17 protein-coding genes are annotated in these 14,897 nt (G+C 68.6%); 10 read left to right on the top strand and 7 right to left on the bottom strand.

Annotated elements, in window-relative coordinates:
* Positions 1-476: 476 nt before the first annotated feature.
* Complete coding sequence (locus J7024_RS21585) at positions 477-1,388, bottom strand: LysR family transcriptional regulator (RefSeq protein WP_124829606.1); 912 nt, start codon at positions 1,386-1,388, stop codon at positions 477-479.
* 169 nt (positions 1,389-1,557) lie between these two features.
* Here J7024_RS21585 and J7024_RS21580 point away from each other — a divergent pair, with 169 nt between their 5' ends.
* Entirely contained in the window at positions 1,558-2,478 is a 921-nt protein-coding gene (locus tag J7024_RS21580; RefSeq protein ID WP_124829605.1) for a pyridoxal-phosphate dependent enzyme, read from the top strand.
* A gap of 211 nt (positions 2,479-2,689) precedes the next feature.
* On the opposite strand, the gene J7024_RS21575 is transcribed toward J7024_RS21580, so the two are convergent.
* Both J7024_RS21575 and J7024_RS21570 read right to left on the bottom strand, forming a co-directional pair.
* Positions 2,690-3,916: a DUF2242 domain-containing protein gene (locus J7024_RS21575; RefSeq protein WP_175761930.1), complete on the bottom strand. Its 1,227-nt coding sequence runs from the start codon at positions 3,914-3,916 to the stop codon at positions 2,690-2,692.
* A gap of 160 nt (positions 3,917-4,076) precedes the next feature.
* The gene (locus J7024_RS21570; protein WP_175751988.1) at positions 4,077-4,970 is read right to left on the bottom strand and encodes a LysR family transcriptional regulator; all 894 of its coding nucleotides are present in this window, start codon (positions 4,968-4,970) and stop codon (positions 4,077-4,079) included.
* Between the two features lie 108 nt (positions 4,971-5,078).
* Between J7024_RS21570 and J7024_RS21565 the strand changes: the two genes are divergently transcribed.
* A complete protein-coding gene (locus J7024_RS21565) occupies positions 5,079-5,834 on the top strand; it encodes a TerC family protein (RefSeq protein WP_124829602.1) in 756 nt (251 codons plus the stop codon).
* 79 nt (positions 5,835-5,913) lie between these two features.
* A complete protein-coding gene (locus J7024_RS21560) occupies positions 5,914-6,195 on the top strand; it encodes a TFIIB-type zinc ribbon-containing protein (RefSeq protein WP_234745471.1) in 282 nt (93 codons plus the stop codon).
* Between the two features lie 117 nt (positions 6,196-6,312).
* On the opposite strand, the gene J7024_RS21555 is transcribed toward J7024_RS21560, so the two are convergent.
* Together J7024_RS21555 and J7024_RS21550 are read right to left on the bottom strand one after the other, a co-directional pair.
* Positions 6,313-6,726, bottom strand: coding sequence for an Hsp20/alpha crystallin family protein (locus tag J7024_RS21555; RefSeq protein WP_124829600.1), 414 nt, complete (start codon positions 6,724-6,726; stop codon positions 6,313-6,315).
* A gap of 16 nt (positions 6,727-6,742) precedes the next feature.
* Entirely contained in the window at positions 6,743-7,183 is a 441-nt protein-coding gene (locus J7024_RS21550) for an Hsp20/alpha crystallin family protein (RefSeq protein WP_124829599.1), read from the bottom strand.
* 245 nt (positions 7,184-7,428) lie between these two features.
* Between J7024_RS21550 and J7024_RS21545 the strand changes: the two genes are divergently transcribed.
* Positions 7,429-8,346 carry a 3-hydroxyacyl-CoA dehydrogenase NAD-binding domain-containing protein gene (locus J7024_RS21545; protein ID WP_124829598.1) on the top strand — a complete coding sequence of 306 codons (918 nt, stop codon included), beginning with the start codon at positions 7,429-7,431 and terminating at the stop codon, positions 8,344-8,346.
* Positions 8,347-8,371: 25 nt separating this feature from the next.
* Here the strand turns inward: J7024_RS21545 and J7024_RS21540 are convergent, their stop codons facing one another.
* The gene (locus J7024_RS21540; protein WP_124829597.1) at positions 8,372-8,650 is read right to left on the bottom strand and encodes a DUF4148 domain-containing protein; all 279 of its coding nucleotides are present in this window, start codon (positions 8,648-8,650) and stop codon (positions 8,372-8,374) included.
* A 187-nt stretch (positions 8,651-8,837) separates the two neighbouring features.
* Positions 8,838-9,686 (bottom strand): LysR substrate-binding domain-containing protein, encoded by an 849-nt coding sequence (locus tag J7024_RS21535; RefSeq protein ID WP_124829596.1) that lies wholly within the window; start codon positions 9,684-9,686, stop codon positions 8,838-8,840.
* Between the two features lie 334 nt (positions 9,687-10,020).
* Here J7024_RS21535 and madL point away from each other — a divergent pair, with 334 nt between their 5' ends.
* The 6 genes from madL to mdcE all read left to right on the top strand — a co-directional run.
* Complete coding sequence (gene madL / locus J7024_RS21530) at positions 10,021-10,416, top strand: malonate transporter subunit MadL (protein WP_048242453.1); 396 nt, start codon at positions 10,021-10,023, stop codon at positions 10,414-10,416.
* An 11-nt stretch (positions 10,417-10,427) separates the two neighbouring features.
* A complete protein-coding gene (gene madM / locus J7024_RS21525) occupies positions 10,428-11,195 on the top strand; it encodes a malonate transporter subunit MadM (RefSeq protein WP_096502806.1) in 768 nt (255 codons plus the stop codon).
* Between the two features lie 165 nt (positions 11,196-11,360).
* On the top strand, positions 11,361-13,007 hold the full coding sequence (gene mdcA / locus J7024_RS21520) for a malonate decarboxylase subunit alpha (protein ID WP_124829595.1): 1,647 nt from the start codon (positions 11,361-11,363) through the stop codon (positions 13,005-13,007).
* A 10-nt stretch (positions 13,008-13,017) separates the two neighbouring features.
* A complete protein-coding gene (gene mdcC, locus J7024_RS21515; protein WP_124829594.1) occupies positions 13,018-13,332 on the top strand; it encodes a malonate decarboxylase acyl carrier protein in 315 nt (104 codons plus the stop codon).
* Positions 13,329-14,264, top strand: coding sequence for a biotin-independent malonate decarboxylase subunit beta (locus J7024_RS21510; RefSeq protein WP_175761928.1), 936 nt, complete (start codon positions 13,329-13,331; stop codon positions 14,262-14,264). The genes mdcC and J7024_RS21510 overlap by 4 nt, the downstream gene beginning before the upstream one ends.
* Positions 14,251-14,897, top strand: a 647-nt coding sequence (mdcE, locus tag J7024_RS21505) for a biotin-independent malonate decarboxylase subunit gamma (RefSeq protein ID WP_234745470.1), incomplete at its 3' end; no start/stop codon positions are given. The genes J7024_RS21510 and mdcE, both read left to right, overlap by 14 nt.

The following is a 14,897-nucleotide window of genomic DNA, read 5'->3' as shown; positions in this document are numbered from 1 at the left end:
GCCGGGTGCAGCGGAACGCCCGGGTTCGACGTGCACGGCCGGCCGGGTCTACGACTGCGTTCCGAAGCGATGCGGGCGGCGCTCAGCGGCCGCGACGAAGCGATCGGCCGACACGCGCGCACGACCGTCATTTCGCGCGCGGACGTGCTGCATCGTCGTCGCGAACCCGTTGCCGGCGTGGCTCAGGAGCAAAAAAACCCCGGTCACAGGGGGACCGTGACCGGGGTGGAAAAGCATCCTCTCTTTGGCACGAGGGTTGGATGCGCGCGAAGTATATTTCGGTCCATAACAATTCGAAATGTCATTAAACGGCCGTTTTTGGTGTCAATTTAAAAATACTGACGCGTCGACATGATTTGTCATCGATATGAAAGGATTTTCGCGAATTTGCGCCGTAGTTTAGGGCGCCGCGATGGCGAATGCGGCGGGTGGATCCGCCGCGGATGGTCCGGCTGCCGCTCCTGCGGTTTCGCCGCTCAGTCCGCGTAACCGGTCGCTTCGCGCACGGCTTCGACGAACCGCGCGACGACCGGTGACGCCGACGCCGGTGCGCCGTCGAACACGAACTCGATGTCGAAGCGGCTCGCGAGTTCGTCGAGCGCGACGAGCCGGACCGTGTGCGGACACGTCGGCGCCGCGCTTTCCGGCACGAACGCGCAGCCCATGCCGGCCGCAACGAGGCCGATCAGCGTCGGAATGTCGCTGCCGACCTGTGCGATGCGCGGCGTGAAGCCGGCCCGCTCGCATTGCGCCATCAGGAACCGGTGGTGCGCGGCGGAGCGTTGTGCGTCGAACCATACGAACGGCGCATGCGCGACGTCGGCCAGCGCGCGCGGCGCATGAAAGGGGCCGCCGGGCCGCGCGGGCATCGCGAGCACGAAGCGGTCGCTCAGCAGCCGCACGCCTGACAGGTGCGGCGCTTCGTCGCGACGCCACGCCATGATGCCGCCGTCGAGCTGGCCGCGCGTCAGCGCCGCCGCCTGCTCGGCTGACAGCATCGGCGCGATCGACAGTTTCACGTCCGGACATGCGTCGCGAAACGCCTTCAGCACATCCGCGACGATCGGCAGCGGCAGGCAGTTCGGCAGCGCGCCGAGCCGCAGCTCGCCGAACTGGCCGGCCGCGCTGCGCAACGCGCGCTCGCGGCTGTCCTGCAACGTCGCGAGCAGGGCGGTTGCGTCCTGCAGGAAGCTCGCGCCGGCCGCCGTGAGCGTGACGCCGGTTGCGCGGCGGATCAGCAGCGGCGTGCCGATCGCTTCCTCGAGTTCGCGGATCTGACGCGACAGCGCCGGCTGGACGATTCCGGCCGCGCGGGCGCCGGCCATCACGCTGCCGGCTTGCGCGACCGCCACGAAATAACGCAGGTGACGCAGTTCGATCTGGCGCATGCGGTGCGGGCTCCGATTCCGATTGATGCGGTATGCCTGCAGAGCATAGCAAATGCCATTCGATGGTATTGGAAAGCATGGCGTGCGTGCCGTACGATGGTTTCCGTTGCCGCACCGGCTCGCCGTCGGCGCGCTCCTTCCGTCACCCATTCTCATCGTGTCCCGCACCATGCCGCTTCATATCCAGACTCCGTATATCCGTTCGCAAATCGCCTCGCGTCGGCTCGGCATGAACGTTCTGTTCAAGCTCGATGCGCTGCAGCCGTCCGGTTCGTTCAAGTTGCGCGGGATCGGTGCCGTCTGCGAAGCGCGGCATGCGACTGGCGCACGGCGGTTCGTGTCGTCGTCGGGCGGTAATGCGGGCATCGCGGTCGCGTACTGTGGCCGCGAGCTCGGTGTGCCGGTGCTCGTCGTCGTGCCGGAAAGCGCGTCGGCCCGCGCGCGCGAATTGATTCGCGTCGAGGGCGCGGAGGTCGTCGTGCACGGCGCGAGCTGGGCCGAGGCGAACGCGTTCGCGCTGGCGGCCGTCGGCCCGCACGACGCTTTCGTGCATCCGTTCGACGACCCCGTGCTGTGGCAGGGGCACGCGACGATGATCGACGAGATGGCGGCGAGCGGCCCGAAGCCCGATGCGGTCGTGCTGGCGGTCGGCGGCGGCGGGTTGTTGTGCGGCGTGCTCGAAGGGCTCGCGCGCAACGGCTGGCGCGACGTGCCGGTCGTCGCGGTCGAGACGGAAGGTGCCGACTGCTATGCGCGTTCGGTCGAGCAGGGGCATCCGGTCGAATTGCCGGCGATCACGAGCATTGCGACGTCGCTCGGCGCGAAGCGGCCATGCGACGCGGCGGTCGAATGGGCGACACGGCACGCGATTCATCCGGTCGTCGTGTCGGATGCGCAAGCGGTGGCTGCGTCGCTGCGGTTGCTGGACGAGCACCGGATCGTCGTCGAACCCGCATGCGGTGCTGCGCTGGCCGCGCTCGACGCGTCGGTGCCGGTGCTCGAGTCGGCGTCGAATATCGCGGTGATCGTCTGCGGCGGCGTGACGGCGACGGTCGAGTCACTGCACACGCTGAATGCGACGTTGAGGTAAAGCGGAAAGGCAGGGCGGTAGGAGATTCCGGCTGGTCTTGCACGTAGGGCGCGCGGGGCCGTCGTGGTGCGTTGACCTCGGTCGTCAGTCGCTTCGAATCGAAGGTGCGTGACGGGCGGCCGGCGTGCGGCCGGACATGTCGTTGGCGGGGGCGGAGAAGGGGGATCGCGCCGCGCCTCGAGAGGCACGGCGCGGGGAGACGGAACGCGCGTTAGTTGGCAACTGGTGCGCTTGCACCGGTCGGTGCCGATGATGCGACCGGATCGGCGGCGGCAGGCGTGGTGTTCGAGGACGCGGGGGCGGATGTCGTGGACGCGGGCACCGGCGCAGATGCGGCCGATGCCGGCGTTGCAGCGGCAGGCGTCGATACCGGGCTGGAAGCGGGGGCCGAAGCCGAAGCGGGCGTCGGGGCCGAAGCGTGAACCGAGGCCGCAGCAGGCGCCGAAGCCGAAGCGGGAACCGAAGCCGAAGCGGGGATCGAAGCCGAAGCGGGGATCGAGGCCGAAGCGGGGATCGAAGCCGAAGCGGGAACCGAAGCCGAAGCGGGGATCGAAGCCGAAGCGGGGATCGAGGCCGAAGCGGGGATCGAAGCCGAAGCGGGGATCGAAGCCGAAGCGGGGGCCGAAGCCGAAGCAGGCACCGAAACCGCCCCCGGTACACCAGCCCGCATTGTTCCCGGTGCGACCACGGCCGGAGTGACGCCGGGCGCGGCCGGCACCACCGATGTCCCCGTCGCCGGCGCGACGCTCGGCACCGAAAGCGGCACCGGCGCGGCGGGCGGCGTCGGCACGACCGGCGTCGTCATCTTCATCGGCTCGCCCTGCGGCGTCGGCGCGGGCTCGGGCAGGGGCGTGACCGGTTCCTTCTCGGCCGCCCTCACGGCCGCGCGATCGCGGCGGGCCGGATCGACCTTCAGGAAGTGCTCGACGAGATTGAAGAAGCGCTCATAGAACACGCCGGCCGGAATCGTCTCGCTCGCGGTCTTCACGAGCGCATCGTCGCTCGACCCGATCGGCAGCGATAGCGAGCCGAACACGCTGAGCCCGACGCTCGCCGACGTATTCGACTTCTTCAGCGTGTAGCGATCCTGCACCGCGTTCACGTACGCGATGCTCGACGAGCCATCCGTGTTCGCGTCCGCGCACACGACGTGAAACTCGATCACGACGTGCATGTCGTTGCTGGGCTGGAAATTCTTGCTGCCGTCGACCGCGTCGTTGCGCGACGACGACACGACATAGCCCTGGCTCAGCAGCGCGCGCCGCGCGGCTTCGCAGGTTGCATCGGATTTCGAGTGGAACGTGTGCGAGTACGGGCTGCTGGTCGCGTCGAACTGTTCCTGCTGGTAGATCGGCTTGGGCGGCGACGAGCACGCCGCCAGCACGGCCGCGGCCGCGAGCGCGCACGAAACGGAAAACAGGCGAAATCGGTTGTGCATGGCGTCTTTCAAAAGGCTCGGCGAGATGCCGTGCGGCGGCTGCGGGCGCAGTGCGCGCAAGCCGCGTAACGGCGGTGCCTGCGCGGCGCGCGGGCGATTTCCGCGGGCAATCTCGTATGGCCGGGGCGTCATTATAGTTTCGTTTGATGTCGCGTTCGCTTCAGCCGGCCGCCACGGGCCGCGCGGCGGCGAGCAGTTGCGATGCCAGCGGATGATGTTCGCCGCGCCGCGAGCGGATCGCGTGGATTTCCTCGGTCACGTCGCCCGCGCGGCCGAGCCGGCGCAGCCCGCGCAGCAGCGATGCATCGTTCGCGCCGAGTTCGCTGAGCGGAAATACGCCGAGGCCGCGCGCGGCGAACACGGCCATCAGCGCGCTGTCCTCGAATTCCCCGGCCACGCGCGGGACGATCCGTTCGCGCTCCAGCCACAGGTCCAGACGCGCGCGCAGCGCCGAATGGGCGGTGGGCAGCAGCACCGGCAATTCGGCGAGGCACTGCGGAAAGCGCTGTCGGGCGGCCGGCGTGACGAGCGCCGCCGGCCCGTACCAGTCGACCGGCGATGCGACGAGCCGCTCGCTCGTCACGCGCAGGTTCGACCCCGACGGCGCACCCTGGCCGGCCAGCACGAGATCGAGATGGTGCAGCGCCAGCTCCGCGAGCAGCGCATCGTGTTCGCCTTCGTGGCACAGCAGCCGCAGCGTGGGCGTATCGAGCACCGGCGCGAGGATCGCATGGGCCGCCAGCTTCGAGATCCCGTCCGCGAGACCGACTGCGAGCCGCACGGTCGGCTGGCTCGCCGCCGCGCGGACTTCGTCGGGAATCAGCCGCCCCATCTCGAAGATGACTTCCGCGCGCGCATACGCGGCCTGCCCGGCGTCGGTCATCGCGACGCCGCGCCCGGCCGGGCGCAGCAGCTGGTGGCCGAGCGACTTCTCGAGCTCGCGCACCTGCGCGCTGATCGTCTGCACGGCCATGTCGAGCCGCTCGGCGGCACGCGCGAAGCCGCCTTCCTTCACGACGACCCAGAAATAGTACAGATGTCGAAAATTCAGCATCGGATCGTTATTTCGTAAAAACCGAACCAAAGATCACATTTTCTCTGATTTTCTCGAGGTCGTGGGTTGTCTATCATCGGGCTTTCCACTTTCGTCTCGGCCCTTTTCATGGACTACCTGCTGACGCTTGCTGCCGATCCCGCCGTCTGGGCGGCGCTCCTGACGCTCGTCGTGATGGAAGTCGTGCTCGGCATCGACAACCTGATCTTCATCTCGATCCTCAGCAACAAGCTGCCCGAAGCGCAGCGCGCCCGCACGCAGCGCGTCGGCATCGCGCTCGCGCTCGTGATGCGTCTCGCGCTGCTCGGCAGCGTCGCATGGATCGCGAGCCTCACCACGCCCGTGTTCACGCTGTTCGATCATGCATTCTCGTGGCGCGACCTGATCCTGCTGTCGGGTGGCCTGTTCCTCGTCTGGAAGGCGACGACCGAGATCCATCACCACGTGTCGCGCGACGGCGACGCGGATGGCGCGTCCGGCGGCGCGGCCAGCCTGACGATGTGGGCGGCGATCGGCCAGATCGTGATGCTCGATATCGTGTTCTCGATCGACAGCATCGTGACCGCGATCGGCATGACCGAGCACATCCCGATCATGTTCGTCGCGGTGATCGTCGCGGTGGCCGTGATGCTGTTCGCCGCCCAGCCGCTCGCACGCTTCATCGACCGCAACCCGACCGTCGTGATGCTTGCGCTGTCGTTCCTCGTCGTGATCGGCATGACGCTGATCGCGGAAGGTTTCGGCTCGCACGTGCCGAAGGGCTATATCTACGCGGCGATGGCGTTCTCGGCGTTCGTCGAGGGCATGAACATGCTGGCGCGGCGCGCGAAGGCGAAGCGCGCTGCGCGAGTCGAAGGTCGCTGAGTCACTGAGCCGGCGAGCGGGAGGCCGGCCTCGGCCGGCTTGCCCGCGACGCGGAATTTGCAACCCTGGGAGAAGCGCGATGAAATGTCCGGTCTGCAAGACGCCCGACCTGCTGATGGCCGAGCGCCAGTCGATCGAAATCGACTACTGTCCGACGTGCCGCGGCGTGTGGCTCGATCGCGGCGAACTCGACAAGCTGATTGCGCGCGAAACCGGCGATGCGGCGATGCGGCACGATCCGCAGCCACCGCGCACGCGCGAAGATGGCTGGGGCCGCGACGGCCGTTCGCACGACGATCGTTATCGGCACGACGGCCAGCGCCGCAAGAAATCGATGTTCGACCTGTTCGACTTCGATTGATCGCTGCGGTGCGCATGCACCGCGCCGCACGTTGCACGCATGTTGCAAAAAGCCCCGTCAGGCAGCGTGCCTGGCGGGGCTTTTACATACGCGTCGCGCGACGATGTATGTCGGCGTTTACGCGTTGCCGGACGTCACGTCGATGCGGCGCGGGCGCGTTTCCTCGCGACGCGGAATCGTCAGCGTGAGCACGCCGTCGCGCAGGTTGGCGTCGATCCTCGACGTGTCGAGATCGGGGCTCAGCACGAAGGTGCGCGCATAGCGCGGCGCGCGCACTTCGGCATGCCGGATGCGCTGCTCGGCCGGCGTGTCGATGCGTGTGTCGGCTTCGATCGTCAGCGTGTTGTCGTGCACCTTCACGTCGAGGTTTTCGCGCGGCACGCCGGGCAGGTCGGCGCGCAGCGTGACGCGCTGCTTGTCCTCGACGATATCGACGGCCGGCGTAATCGCGGGGCGGCGTGCGGCGTCGGCAGCGGCAACAGCAGGCGCGGCACCGGTCTGGCGTTCGGTCAGGGTCTGGCTCGTATTCATGTCGTTCTCCTGAGTTTTACTGGACGGTTATCGCGCGCGGCTTCGATGCCTCGCGCCGGCCGACGCGAATCAGCAGGCAGCCGTTTTCGTAGCGGGCGCTGACGTTGTCGGCATCGGCATTCTGCGGCAGCTCGACCACGCGGCGGAACGTGCCATGAAAGCGTTCCTGCGCATAGGTGCGCACTTCGTCGCCGGCGTCGCGCGGCGCGGGCTTGCGCTCGCCGCTGATCGTCAGCAGGTCTTTGTCGATCGATACGTCGAAGTCGGCCGCGCTCATGCCGGGCGCGAATGCGACGATCTCGATCGCGTCGTCGGTGGTGCCGACGTTCAGCGCGGGAAACGCGCCGGGACGCACCGCGCGGATGCCGGTCGGCAGCTCGCCGAACAGGCTCGCCATTTGCCGCTGCACGCGGGCGAATTCGTCGAACAGGTCGTGGCCGTTATGAATGCCGCTCATGAAATTCCTCCGGAACATGAAACGCGAAAGACGCGACGACGCGTCGCCGATGGTGAGTGCGACGGGCGGCTTGCCGCCGAGTCGAAACGGGGGCAGCCCGCGTGACGGGCACTGCCGGGTAACCGGTAATTAGAGGCCGCCGCAGCGGTTTTCAAGAGGGAAATTGCAATTTGCGTCAACGCGTGACGATGCGAATCGATGCGACAATCGTCGCGCTATCCACAGACCACGGAGACGGGAAGGACATGGACATTCAACGCATCGCGATCGTCGGGGCCGGCGTGATCGGCGCGAGCTGGGCGGCTTTCTATCTGTCGAAGGGCTTCGACGTCGTCGCGACCGATCCCGCGCCGCAGGCCGACACACGGCTGCGCGACGCGCTCGCCGCGTTTCTCGGCGAACGGGCCGCCGAACTCTGCGCACGGCTGTCGTTCGACGCCGATCTCTCGCGCGCACTCGACGGTGCCGATTTCGTGCAGGAAAACGGCCCCGAGCGGCTCGACCTGAAGCGCGCGCTCTATCGCCGGATGGACGACGTGCTGCCGGCTCACGTACCGATCGCATCGAGCTCGTCGGGCCTGAAGATGTCCGAGATCCAGACCGCGTGCGACAAGCATCCGGAGCGCTGCCTGATCGCGCATCCGTTCAACCCGCCGCACCTGATTCCGCTCGTCGAGCTGGTGGGCGGCGACGCGACCGATGCCGGCGTGATCGCGCGCGTGAAGGCGTTTTACGACGCGCTCGGCAAGCAGACGATCGTGCTCAACAAGGAAATGACGGGCCACGTCGCGAACCGGCTCGCGGCGGCGTTGTTCCGCGAGGTGTATCACCTCGTCGGCGAAGGCGTGGTGAGCGTCGCGGATGCGGACAAGGCGGTCGCATGGGGTCCGGGCTTGCGCTGGGGGCTGATGGGGCAGTGCCTGACCTATCACCTCGGCGGCGGCGCGGGCGGGATCGCGCACTTCCTCGAACATCTGTCGGGGCCGATCACGACGTGGTGGGACGATCTCGGCACGCCGTCGTTCGACCCTGACGTCGATCGCAAGCTGAACGACGAACTGCGCGCGATCCAGGGCGAGCGCTCGATGCAGGAGCTCGCCGCCGAGCGCGACCGGCTGCTCGTCGAGCTGATCGACGCGCGGCGTCGCAGCTTCCTGCCCTGAGCCTGTCGCCGCGCTGCGCGGGCGACTATTGCTGAGCGCTCGTTTGCGGCGCCTGCGGTGTCTGTGCGAGCCATGCGGGTCGTGCGGCCTGCACCAGTTCACGATTGCGCGCGCGCGCCGCGGCGTCCGGCGGATAGTTGCCGTCGTTCGTCGGCAGCTCGCCGTCGAGATAGGCCTGCTTCAACTGGGCGACGACTTCCGCACGCGTGAGGCCCTGCTCGGGGGCGGGCGCGCCGGTTTGTGCAAAGGCGGGGGATAACAGCGCGGCTGCGGCGGTCGCGACGGCGAATCGCATGGCGTTCATGGTGTGCTCCGATCATGGGGACGGGACAGCGGACGCACGGCACGCTGCCGTGCATTCCGATGGGCCCCATTCTCGCGAGCGGGCACTGCGCAGACGCTGACGCGTTCCGGGCAAGATGGTCAGTTGCGCGTGACGCCGCAGCGGGGCGTCGCCGAGGTTGCTGCGTTGGCGAGCGCGACCGGTGCCGCTACAGCTCGGCCGCCGCGGCGATCAGCGTGGCTTCGAGCGCGAGCGTCGAGCGTGATGCGGCCGCCGGACGATCGATCACGTATTCGAGTTCGCCGAGCTCGGGCAGCCCCGCGTCGAGCCGCGCGAGCCCGGCCGGAATCACGTAGCCGGCGAATGCGCTGACGCCGAGCCCCGCGCTCGCGGCCGCGCGCAGCACTGCGATGCTGCTGCTCACGACCGCGATCCGGTAAGGGCGGCCGACCGCCTCGAGCGATTCCAGCACGCGACGGCGCGACACGCTCGGCTCGGGATGCATCGCGAGCGGCAGCACGGCCTCGTGGCCGGTAATGCGTGAATCGGGGCCGGTGCACCAGTAAAGCGGTTCGCTGCGGATCACGCGGCCGCGCCGGCTGCCCGCGACCCGCTTCGCGAACACGAGATCGTGACGGCCTTCGTCGAGCGCGTCGAACAGGTCGCCCGACAACCCGGTCGAGATCGCGAGCTCGACTTCCGGATTGCGCTGCACGAAGCTCGCGAGCGCGGCCGTCAGGTGCGCGGACGCGAAATCCTCCGACATCGCGAGCCGCACCTTGCCTGACAGCGGCGGCCCGCACACCGACGTGACGGCCTCGTCCATCAGCTCGAGGATGCGCACTGCGTAGCGGAACAGCGCGTCGCCGTGCTGCGACAAGCGCACGTTGCGCGTGTCGCGCTCGAACAGCGGCCGGTCGAGCAGTTCTTCGAGACGGCGGATGTGCTGGCTGACGGTCGACTGCGACAGGCTCACGCGCTCGGACGCGGCAGTGAAACTGCCGGACTGGGCGACGGCGACGAAGCTGCGCAGCAGCTCGGGCGGTAATGGACGCATTGCTAAATCCACTGAATCGGTTTCGACAACTTCATAAATGGCCGGATTTTGCGGGGCTAGTATCGGATACGCCCCGATGCGGCTCGTGCAGACGGGGCGCAGCGGACGCGTAGCGCGTGTCGCGCCGCCGGCTGCATCGGTCAGTCTAAGGCATCCGGCGTCCGGCTCGAAACCGCATCATCCCATCGACCGCCCGAGAACGCGCTCGCACGACGAGCCGCCGGGCCGCGGCGCACCGCCGCAGGAGACAGAGTGTCCGCGCTCGGGATCGGCGCGGCGGGCCCCGTCTCCCGCAGGTGTCAGGCGCCCGTCACGAAGAGACTGGAGACGACTCATGATCATCTACGGAACCGCGCTGCTGGCGTTCTGCCATCTGGCCGGACTATTCCTCGGCGACCTGCTGGGCACCGCGATCGGCGTGAAGACCAATGTCGGCGGCGTCGGCATCGCGATGCTGCTGCTGATCTGCCTGCGTTTGTGGCTGCACCGGCGCGGCTGGCTGCCGAAGGAAACCGAGGCCGGCGTCGGCTTCTGGGGCGCGATGTACATCCCGGTCGTCGTCGCGATGGCCGCGAACCAGAACGTCGTCGCCGCGCTGAAGGGTGGCCCCGTCGCGCTGCTGGCCGCCGTCGGCGCGGTCGCGATCTGCGCATGCTGCATCGCGGTACTCGTGCGCACGGGGCGCGACGATACGGCCTTCGCGGGCGTGCCGCAATTCGAAGAACAGTGACGGAGGCCGCAATGCTGCAGATGCTCGAAAAAACCGTCGCCCACAACGGGCTCGTCGCGTCGTTCGCGCTGGTCGGCCTGATCATGTGGCTGTCGTCGATCGTGTCGCGCAAGCTCACGTTCGGCCGCGTGCACGGCTCCGCGATCGCGATCGTGATCGGTCTCGCGCTGGCGTACGTCGGCGGCGCATTCACCGGCGGCGAGAAGGGGTTGGCCGACGTGCCGCTGTTCGCGGGCGTCGGCCTGATGGGCGGCGCGATGCTGCGCGATTTCGCGATCGTCGCGACCGCGTTCGAAGTGCAGCCGACCGAGGCGCGCAAGGCCGGCCTCGTCGGCGTCGTGTCGCTGCTGCTCGGCACCGTGCTGCCGTTCATCGTCGGTGCGTGCATCGCGCGCGCGTTCGGCTACACCGACGCGGTCAGCATGACGACCATCGGCGCGGGCGCCGTCACCTACATCGTCGGGCCCGTTACGGGCGCGGCGATCGGCGCGAGTTCCGACGTGATCGCGCTCAGCATCGCGACGGGGCTCGTCAAGGCGATCATCGTGATGGTGGGCACGCCGGTTGCAGCCAACTTCATGGGCCTGAAGACGCCGCGCTCCGCGATGATCTTCGGCGGCCTGGCCGGCACCGTGAGCGGCGTGAGCGCCGGGCTTGCCGCGACCGATCGCCGGCTCGTGCCGTACGGCGCGCTGGTCGCGACGTTCCATACCGGCGTCGGCTGCCTGCTCGGGCCGTCGGTGCTGTTCTTCACGACGCGCGCGCTGGTCGGCGCGTAGCCGTCCGCGTCCGGTTCGGGCGGCCCGCGCGTGCAGCCGGCAGGCGCGGCCCGTAGCGGACCGCATCCATCGCGGCGTCCTCTGAGTCGCATTCGTCAACATCATCAATCGGCGGCGGCGCCAGGCTTAGAATGCCGCTGAACCATCGAAGCGGGAGAACTGTTCATGACGGGATGGAATCACGCGCGGCAGGCGCGCGATGCACGCCTCGCGGCCGGCGCGGCGTACGCGCAGGGCAAGCGGGTCGATGCGCGCGACACCGTCGCGCTGCTCGAAGCGGTGCTGCGGCCCGGCGACCGCGTTTGCCTCGAAGGCGACAACCAGAAACAGGCCGACCTGCTCGCAACCGCGCTTGCCGACGTCGACAGCGCGAAGGTGCACGATTTGCACATGGTGCAGTCGGGCGTCGTGCTGCCCGAGCATCTCGACGTGTTCGAGCGCGGGATCGCGAAGCGGCTCGATTTCGCGTATTCCGGCCCGCAGTCGCAGCGGATCGCGAAGCTGCTGTTCGGCGGCAAGATCGCGCTCGGCGCGGTGCACACGTATCTCGAGCTGTTCGCGCGCTACTTCATCGACCTCACGCCGCAGGTTGCGCTGATCGCGGCGGTCAGCGCCGACGCCGACGGCAACCTGTACACCGGCCCGAACACCGAGGACACGCCGACCGTCGTCGAAGCCACCGCGTTCAAGGACGGCATCGTGATCGCGCAGGTCGACCGCATCGTCGACAAGGTGCCGCGCGTCGACATTCCCGGCGACCGCGTGCATTTCGTCGTCGAGGCCGGCAGGCCGTTCTACGTCGAGCCGCTGTTCACGCGCGACCCGGCCGCGATCACCGAGACGCAGATCCTGACCGCGATGCTCGCGATCAAGGGCATCTACGAACCGTACGGCATCAAGCGCCTGAACCACGGGATCGGCTTCAACACGGCCGCGATCGAGCTGCTGCTGCCGACCTACGGCGCGAAGCTGGGGCTGAAAGGCAAGGTCTGCACGCACTGGGCGCTCAATCCGCATCCGACGCTGATTCCCGCGATCGAATCGGGCTGGGTCGAGCAGATCCACTGCTTCGGCTCGGAAGTCGGGATGGACGACTACATCCGCGCACGCTCCGACGTGTGGTTCACCGGCCCCGACGGGTCGCTGCGCTCGAACCGCGCGTTCTGCCAGACCGCCGGCCTCTATGCATGCGACATGTTCATCGGCTCGACGCTGCAGATCGATCTGTCCGGTCATTCGTCGACGGTCACGGCCGAGCGGATCGCCGGCTTCGGCGGCGCGCCGAACATGGGCAGCGACGCGCGCGGCCGGCGCCATCCGAGCGAGCCGTGGCTGAAGGCCGGCGCGCAAGCCGACCCCGACACGCCGGCGGCGCTGCGGCGCGGCCGCAAGCTGGTCGTGCAGATCGGCGAGACGTTTGGCGACAAGAACGTGCCGATGTTCGTCGAGAAGCTCGACGCGCTGAAGCTCGCCGACAAGCTGCAGCTCGATCTCGCGCCGATCATGGTCTACGGCGACGACGTCACGCACATCGTCACCGAGGAAGGGATCGCGAACCTGCTGATGTGCCGCGACAAGGACGAGCGCGAGCATGCGATTCGCGGCGTGGCCGGCTATACGGAAGTCGGCCGCGGCCGCGACAGGAAGATGGTCGAGCGCCTGCGCGAGCGCGGCGTGATTCGCCGTCCGGAGGATCTCGGCATCGATCCGCTCGACGCCGACCGCCGCTGGCTCGCCGCGCGCTCGATCAAGGATCTCGTGCACTGGTCGGGCGGCCTGTATGCGCCGCCGGCCCGGTTCCGCAACTGGTGAGGAAGAGGGCATGGAACAGTTGAACTACCGCTTCACCGCGCGCGAACGCGCGAAGGGCGAACTGGCCACGGCGCTCGTCGGCGTGGTCGCGTCGGGCAATCTCGAAGTGCTCGTCGAGCGCGTGCTGCCGGGCAACGAATGCGAGATCGACATCCGCACCGCGGCGGTCGGCTTCGGCGCGGTATGGCAGGCCGTCGTGTCGGACTTCGTCGAACGGCGCACACCGGGCGGCCTGAAGCTGTCGATCAACGACGGCGGCGCGCGGCCCGACATGGTGTCGCTGCGGCTCGCGCAGGCTGTGCGCGCGATCGAGGGGGACGCATGATGACCGACGTGATTCACGATGCACCGGCGTTCGTCGCGAACGGCGCGAGCTGGTACGAAGCGTCGGCGCGCCAGCGCGTCGACGGGCTGCTCGATGCGGGCAGCTTCACCGAATTTCTCGGGCCGGGCGAACGCGTGACGAGCCCGCACCTGCCGCTGTTCGGCCTGCCGCAGCAGTTCGACGACGGGATGGTGGTCGGCCGCGGCCGGCTCGACGGCCGGCCCGTGTTCGTCGCCGCGCAGGAAGGCCGCTTCATGGGCGGCGCGTTCGGCGAAGTGCACGGCGCGAAGCTCACGGGGCTGCTGCGCGCGGCGCGCGAACTCGGCATGCCCGTGCTGATCCTGTTCGATACGGGCGGCGTGCGGTTGCAGGAAGCGAACGCGGGCGAGCTGGCGATCGCCGAGATCATGCGCGCGCTTGTCGAAGCGCGCGCGGCCGGCGTGCCGGTGATCGGGCTGATCGGCGGGCGCGCGGGCTGCTACGGCGGCGGCGGCCTGCTCGCTGCGTGCTGTTCGGCGCTCGCGGTGTCCGAGCAAGGGCGCATCAGCGTGTCGGGGCCTGAAGTGATCGAGACCAATCGCGGCGTCGAGGAATTCGATGCGAAGGACCGTGCGCTGATCTGGCGCACGATGGGCGGCAAGCACCGCCGCCTGATCGGCGGCGCGGATCGCTACGTCGCGGACACGCCCGACGCGTTTCGCGCGGCTGCGCTCGAACTGCTCGGCCGTGCGCCGACGTTCGATGCGGCGATGCTGCGCGCGGAGCAGGCGCGTCTCGAAGCGCGCATCGAACGGTTCGGCGAATGCAAGGATGCGCTCGACGTGTGGCGCGCGCTCGGCGCGGACAAGGCGGAAGCGATTCCGGGCATGCCCGACGACGAATTCGCGAAGCTCGCCGACCAGTTACAGGAGCCGAAGCATGACGCTCGATGAAGTACTGACCTCGCTGTTCCCTAAAGGCCATTCGATTGGGCGAACCGGCAGCCTGCTCACGGGCCACGCGGAACTGGCCGGCACGCGCGTCGACGTGATCGGCGTCGCCGACCGTTTGCAGTTCGGCATCGACGAAGCCGTGACGCTCGCATCGCACGTGCTCGACACGATCGAGCGCGGCGGCGACACGCCGATTCTCGTGCTGGTCGACAGCGACAGCCAGCGGATGAGCAAGCGTGACGAGCTGCTCGGGCTGAACGAATGCCTGGCGCATCTCGCGAAATGCCTGATGCACGCGGAGTTCGCCGGGCACCGGACGATCGGCCTGCTGTACGGCCATACGGCCGCGGGCGCATTCATCGCGACCGCGCTCGCGACGCGCACGCTGCTCGCGGTGCCGGGTGCGGAACCGGAAGTGATGGACCTGCCGTCGATGTCGCGCGTGACGAAGCTGCCGATCGACGTGCTGAAGGAGATGGCGCGCTCGACGCCGGTGTTCGCGCCGGGGCTCGACAACCTCGTGAAGATGGGCGCCGTGGACGCCGTGCTCGATCCGGCCCGCGCGCTCGACGCGCAGGTGGGCGAATGGCTCGGCAAGCCGGCGGAGCGCGTCGATGGTCGTGCGGCGCGCGG

The sequence above is a fragment of the Burkholderia sp. WTPI3 genome (assembly GCF_021483755.1).
Taxonomy (GTDB): Bacteria; Pseudomonadota; Gammaproteobacteria; order Burkholderiales; family Burkholderiaceae; genus Burkholderia.
This window is presented reverse-complemented; position numbering and strand designations above follow the sequence as displayed.

What these genes read in the sequence shown, in the direction of transcription:
- J7024_RS21585 (WP_124829606.1), bottom strand. Translation starts at nt 1,388, where the DNA reads ATGCGCCAGATCGAACTGCGTCACCTGCGTTATTTCGTGGCGGTCGCG.
- J7024_RS21580 (WP_124829605.1), top strand. Translation starts at nt 1,558, where the DNA reads ATGCCGCTTCATATCCAGACTCCGTATATCCGTTCGCAAATCGCCTCG.
- J7024_RS21575 (WP_175761930.1), bottom strand. Translation starts at nt 3,916, where the DNA reads ATGCACAACCGATTTCGCCTGTTTTCCGTTTCGTGCGCGCTCGCGGCC.
- J7024_RS21570 (WP_175751988.1), bottom strand. Translation starts at nt 4,970, where the DNA reads ATGCTGAATTTTCGACATCTGTACTATTTCTGGGTCGTCGTGAAGGAA.
- J7024_RS21565 (WP_124829602.1), top strand. Translation starts at nt 5,079, where the DNA reads ATGGACTACCTGCTGACGCTTGCTGCCGATCCCGCCGTCTGGGCGGCG.
- J7024_RS21560 (WP_234745471.1), top strand. Translation starts at nt 5,914, where the DNA reads ATGAAATGTCCGGTCTGCAAGACGCCCGACCTGCTGATGGCCGAGCGC.
- J7024_RS21555 (WP_124829600.1), bottom strand. Translation starts at nt 6,726, where the DNA reads ATGAATACGAGCCAGACCCTGACCGAACGCCAGACCGGTGCCGCGCCT.
- J7024_RS21550 (WP_124829599.1), bottom strand. Translation starts at nt 7,183, where the DNA reads ATGAGCGGCATTCATAACGGCCACGACCTGTTCGACGAATTCGCCCGC.
- J7024_RS21545 (WP_124829598.1), top strand. Translation starts at nt 7,429, where the DNA reads ATGGACATTCAACGCATCGCGATCGTCGGGGCCGGCGTGATCGGCGCG.
- J7024_RS21540 (WP_124829597.1), bottom strand. Translation starts at nt 8,650, where the DNA reads ATGAACGCCATGCGATTCGCCGTCGCGACCGCCGCAGCCGCGCTGTTA.
- J7024_RS21535 (WP_124829596.1), bottom strand. Translation starts at nt 9,686, where the DNA reads ATGCGTCCATTACCGCCCGAGCTGCTGCGCAGCTTCGTCGCCGTCGCC.
- madL (WP_048242453.1), top strand. Translation starts at nt 10,021, where the DNA reads ATGATCATCTACGGAACCGCGCTGCTGGCGTTCTGCCATCTGGCCGGA.
- madM (WP_096502806.1), top strand. Translation starts at nt 10,428, where the DNA reads ATGCTGCAGATGCTCGAAAAAACCGTCGCCCACAACGGGCTCGTCGCG.
- mdcA (WP_124829595.1), top strand. Translation starts at nt 11,361, where the DNA reads ATGACGGGATGGAATCACGCGCGGCAGGCGCGCGATGCACGCCTCGCG.
- mdcC (WP_124829594.1), top strand. Translation starts at nt 13,018, where the DNA reads ATGGAACAGTTGAACTACCGCTTCACCGCGCGCGAACGCGCGAAGGGC.
- J7024_RS21510 (WP_175761928.1), top strand. Translation starts at nt 13,329, where the DNA reads ATGATGACCGACGTGATTCACGATGCACCGGCGTTCGTCGCGAACGGC.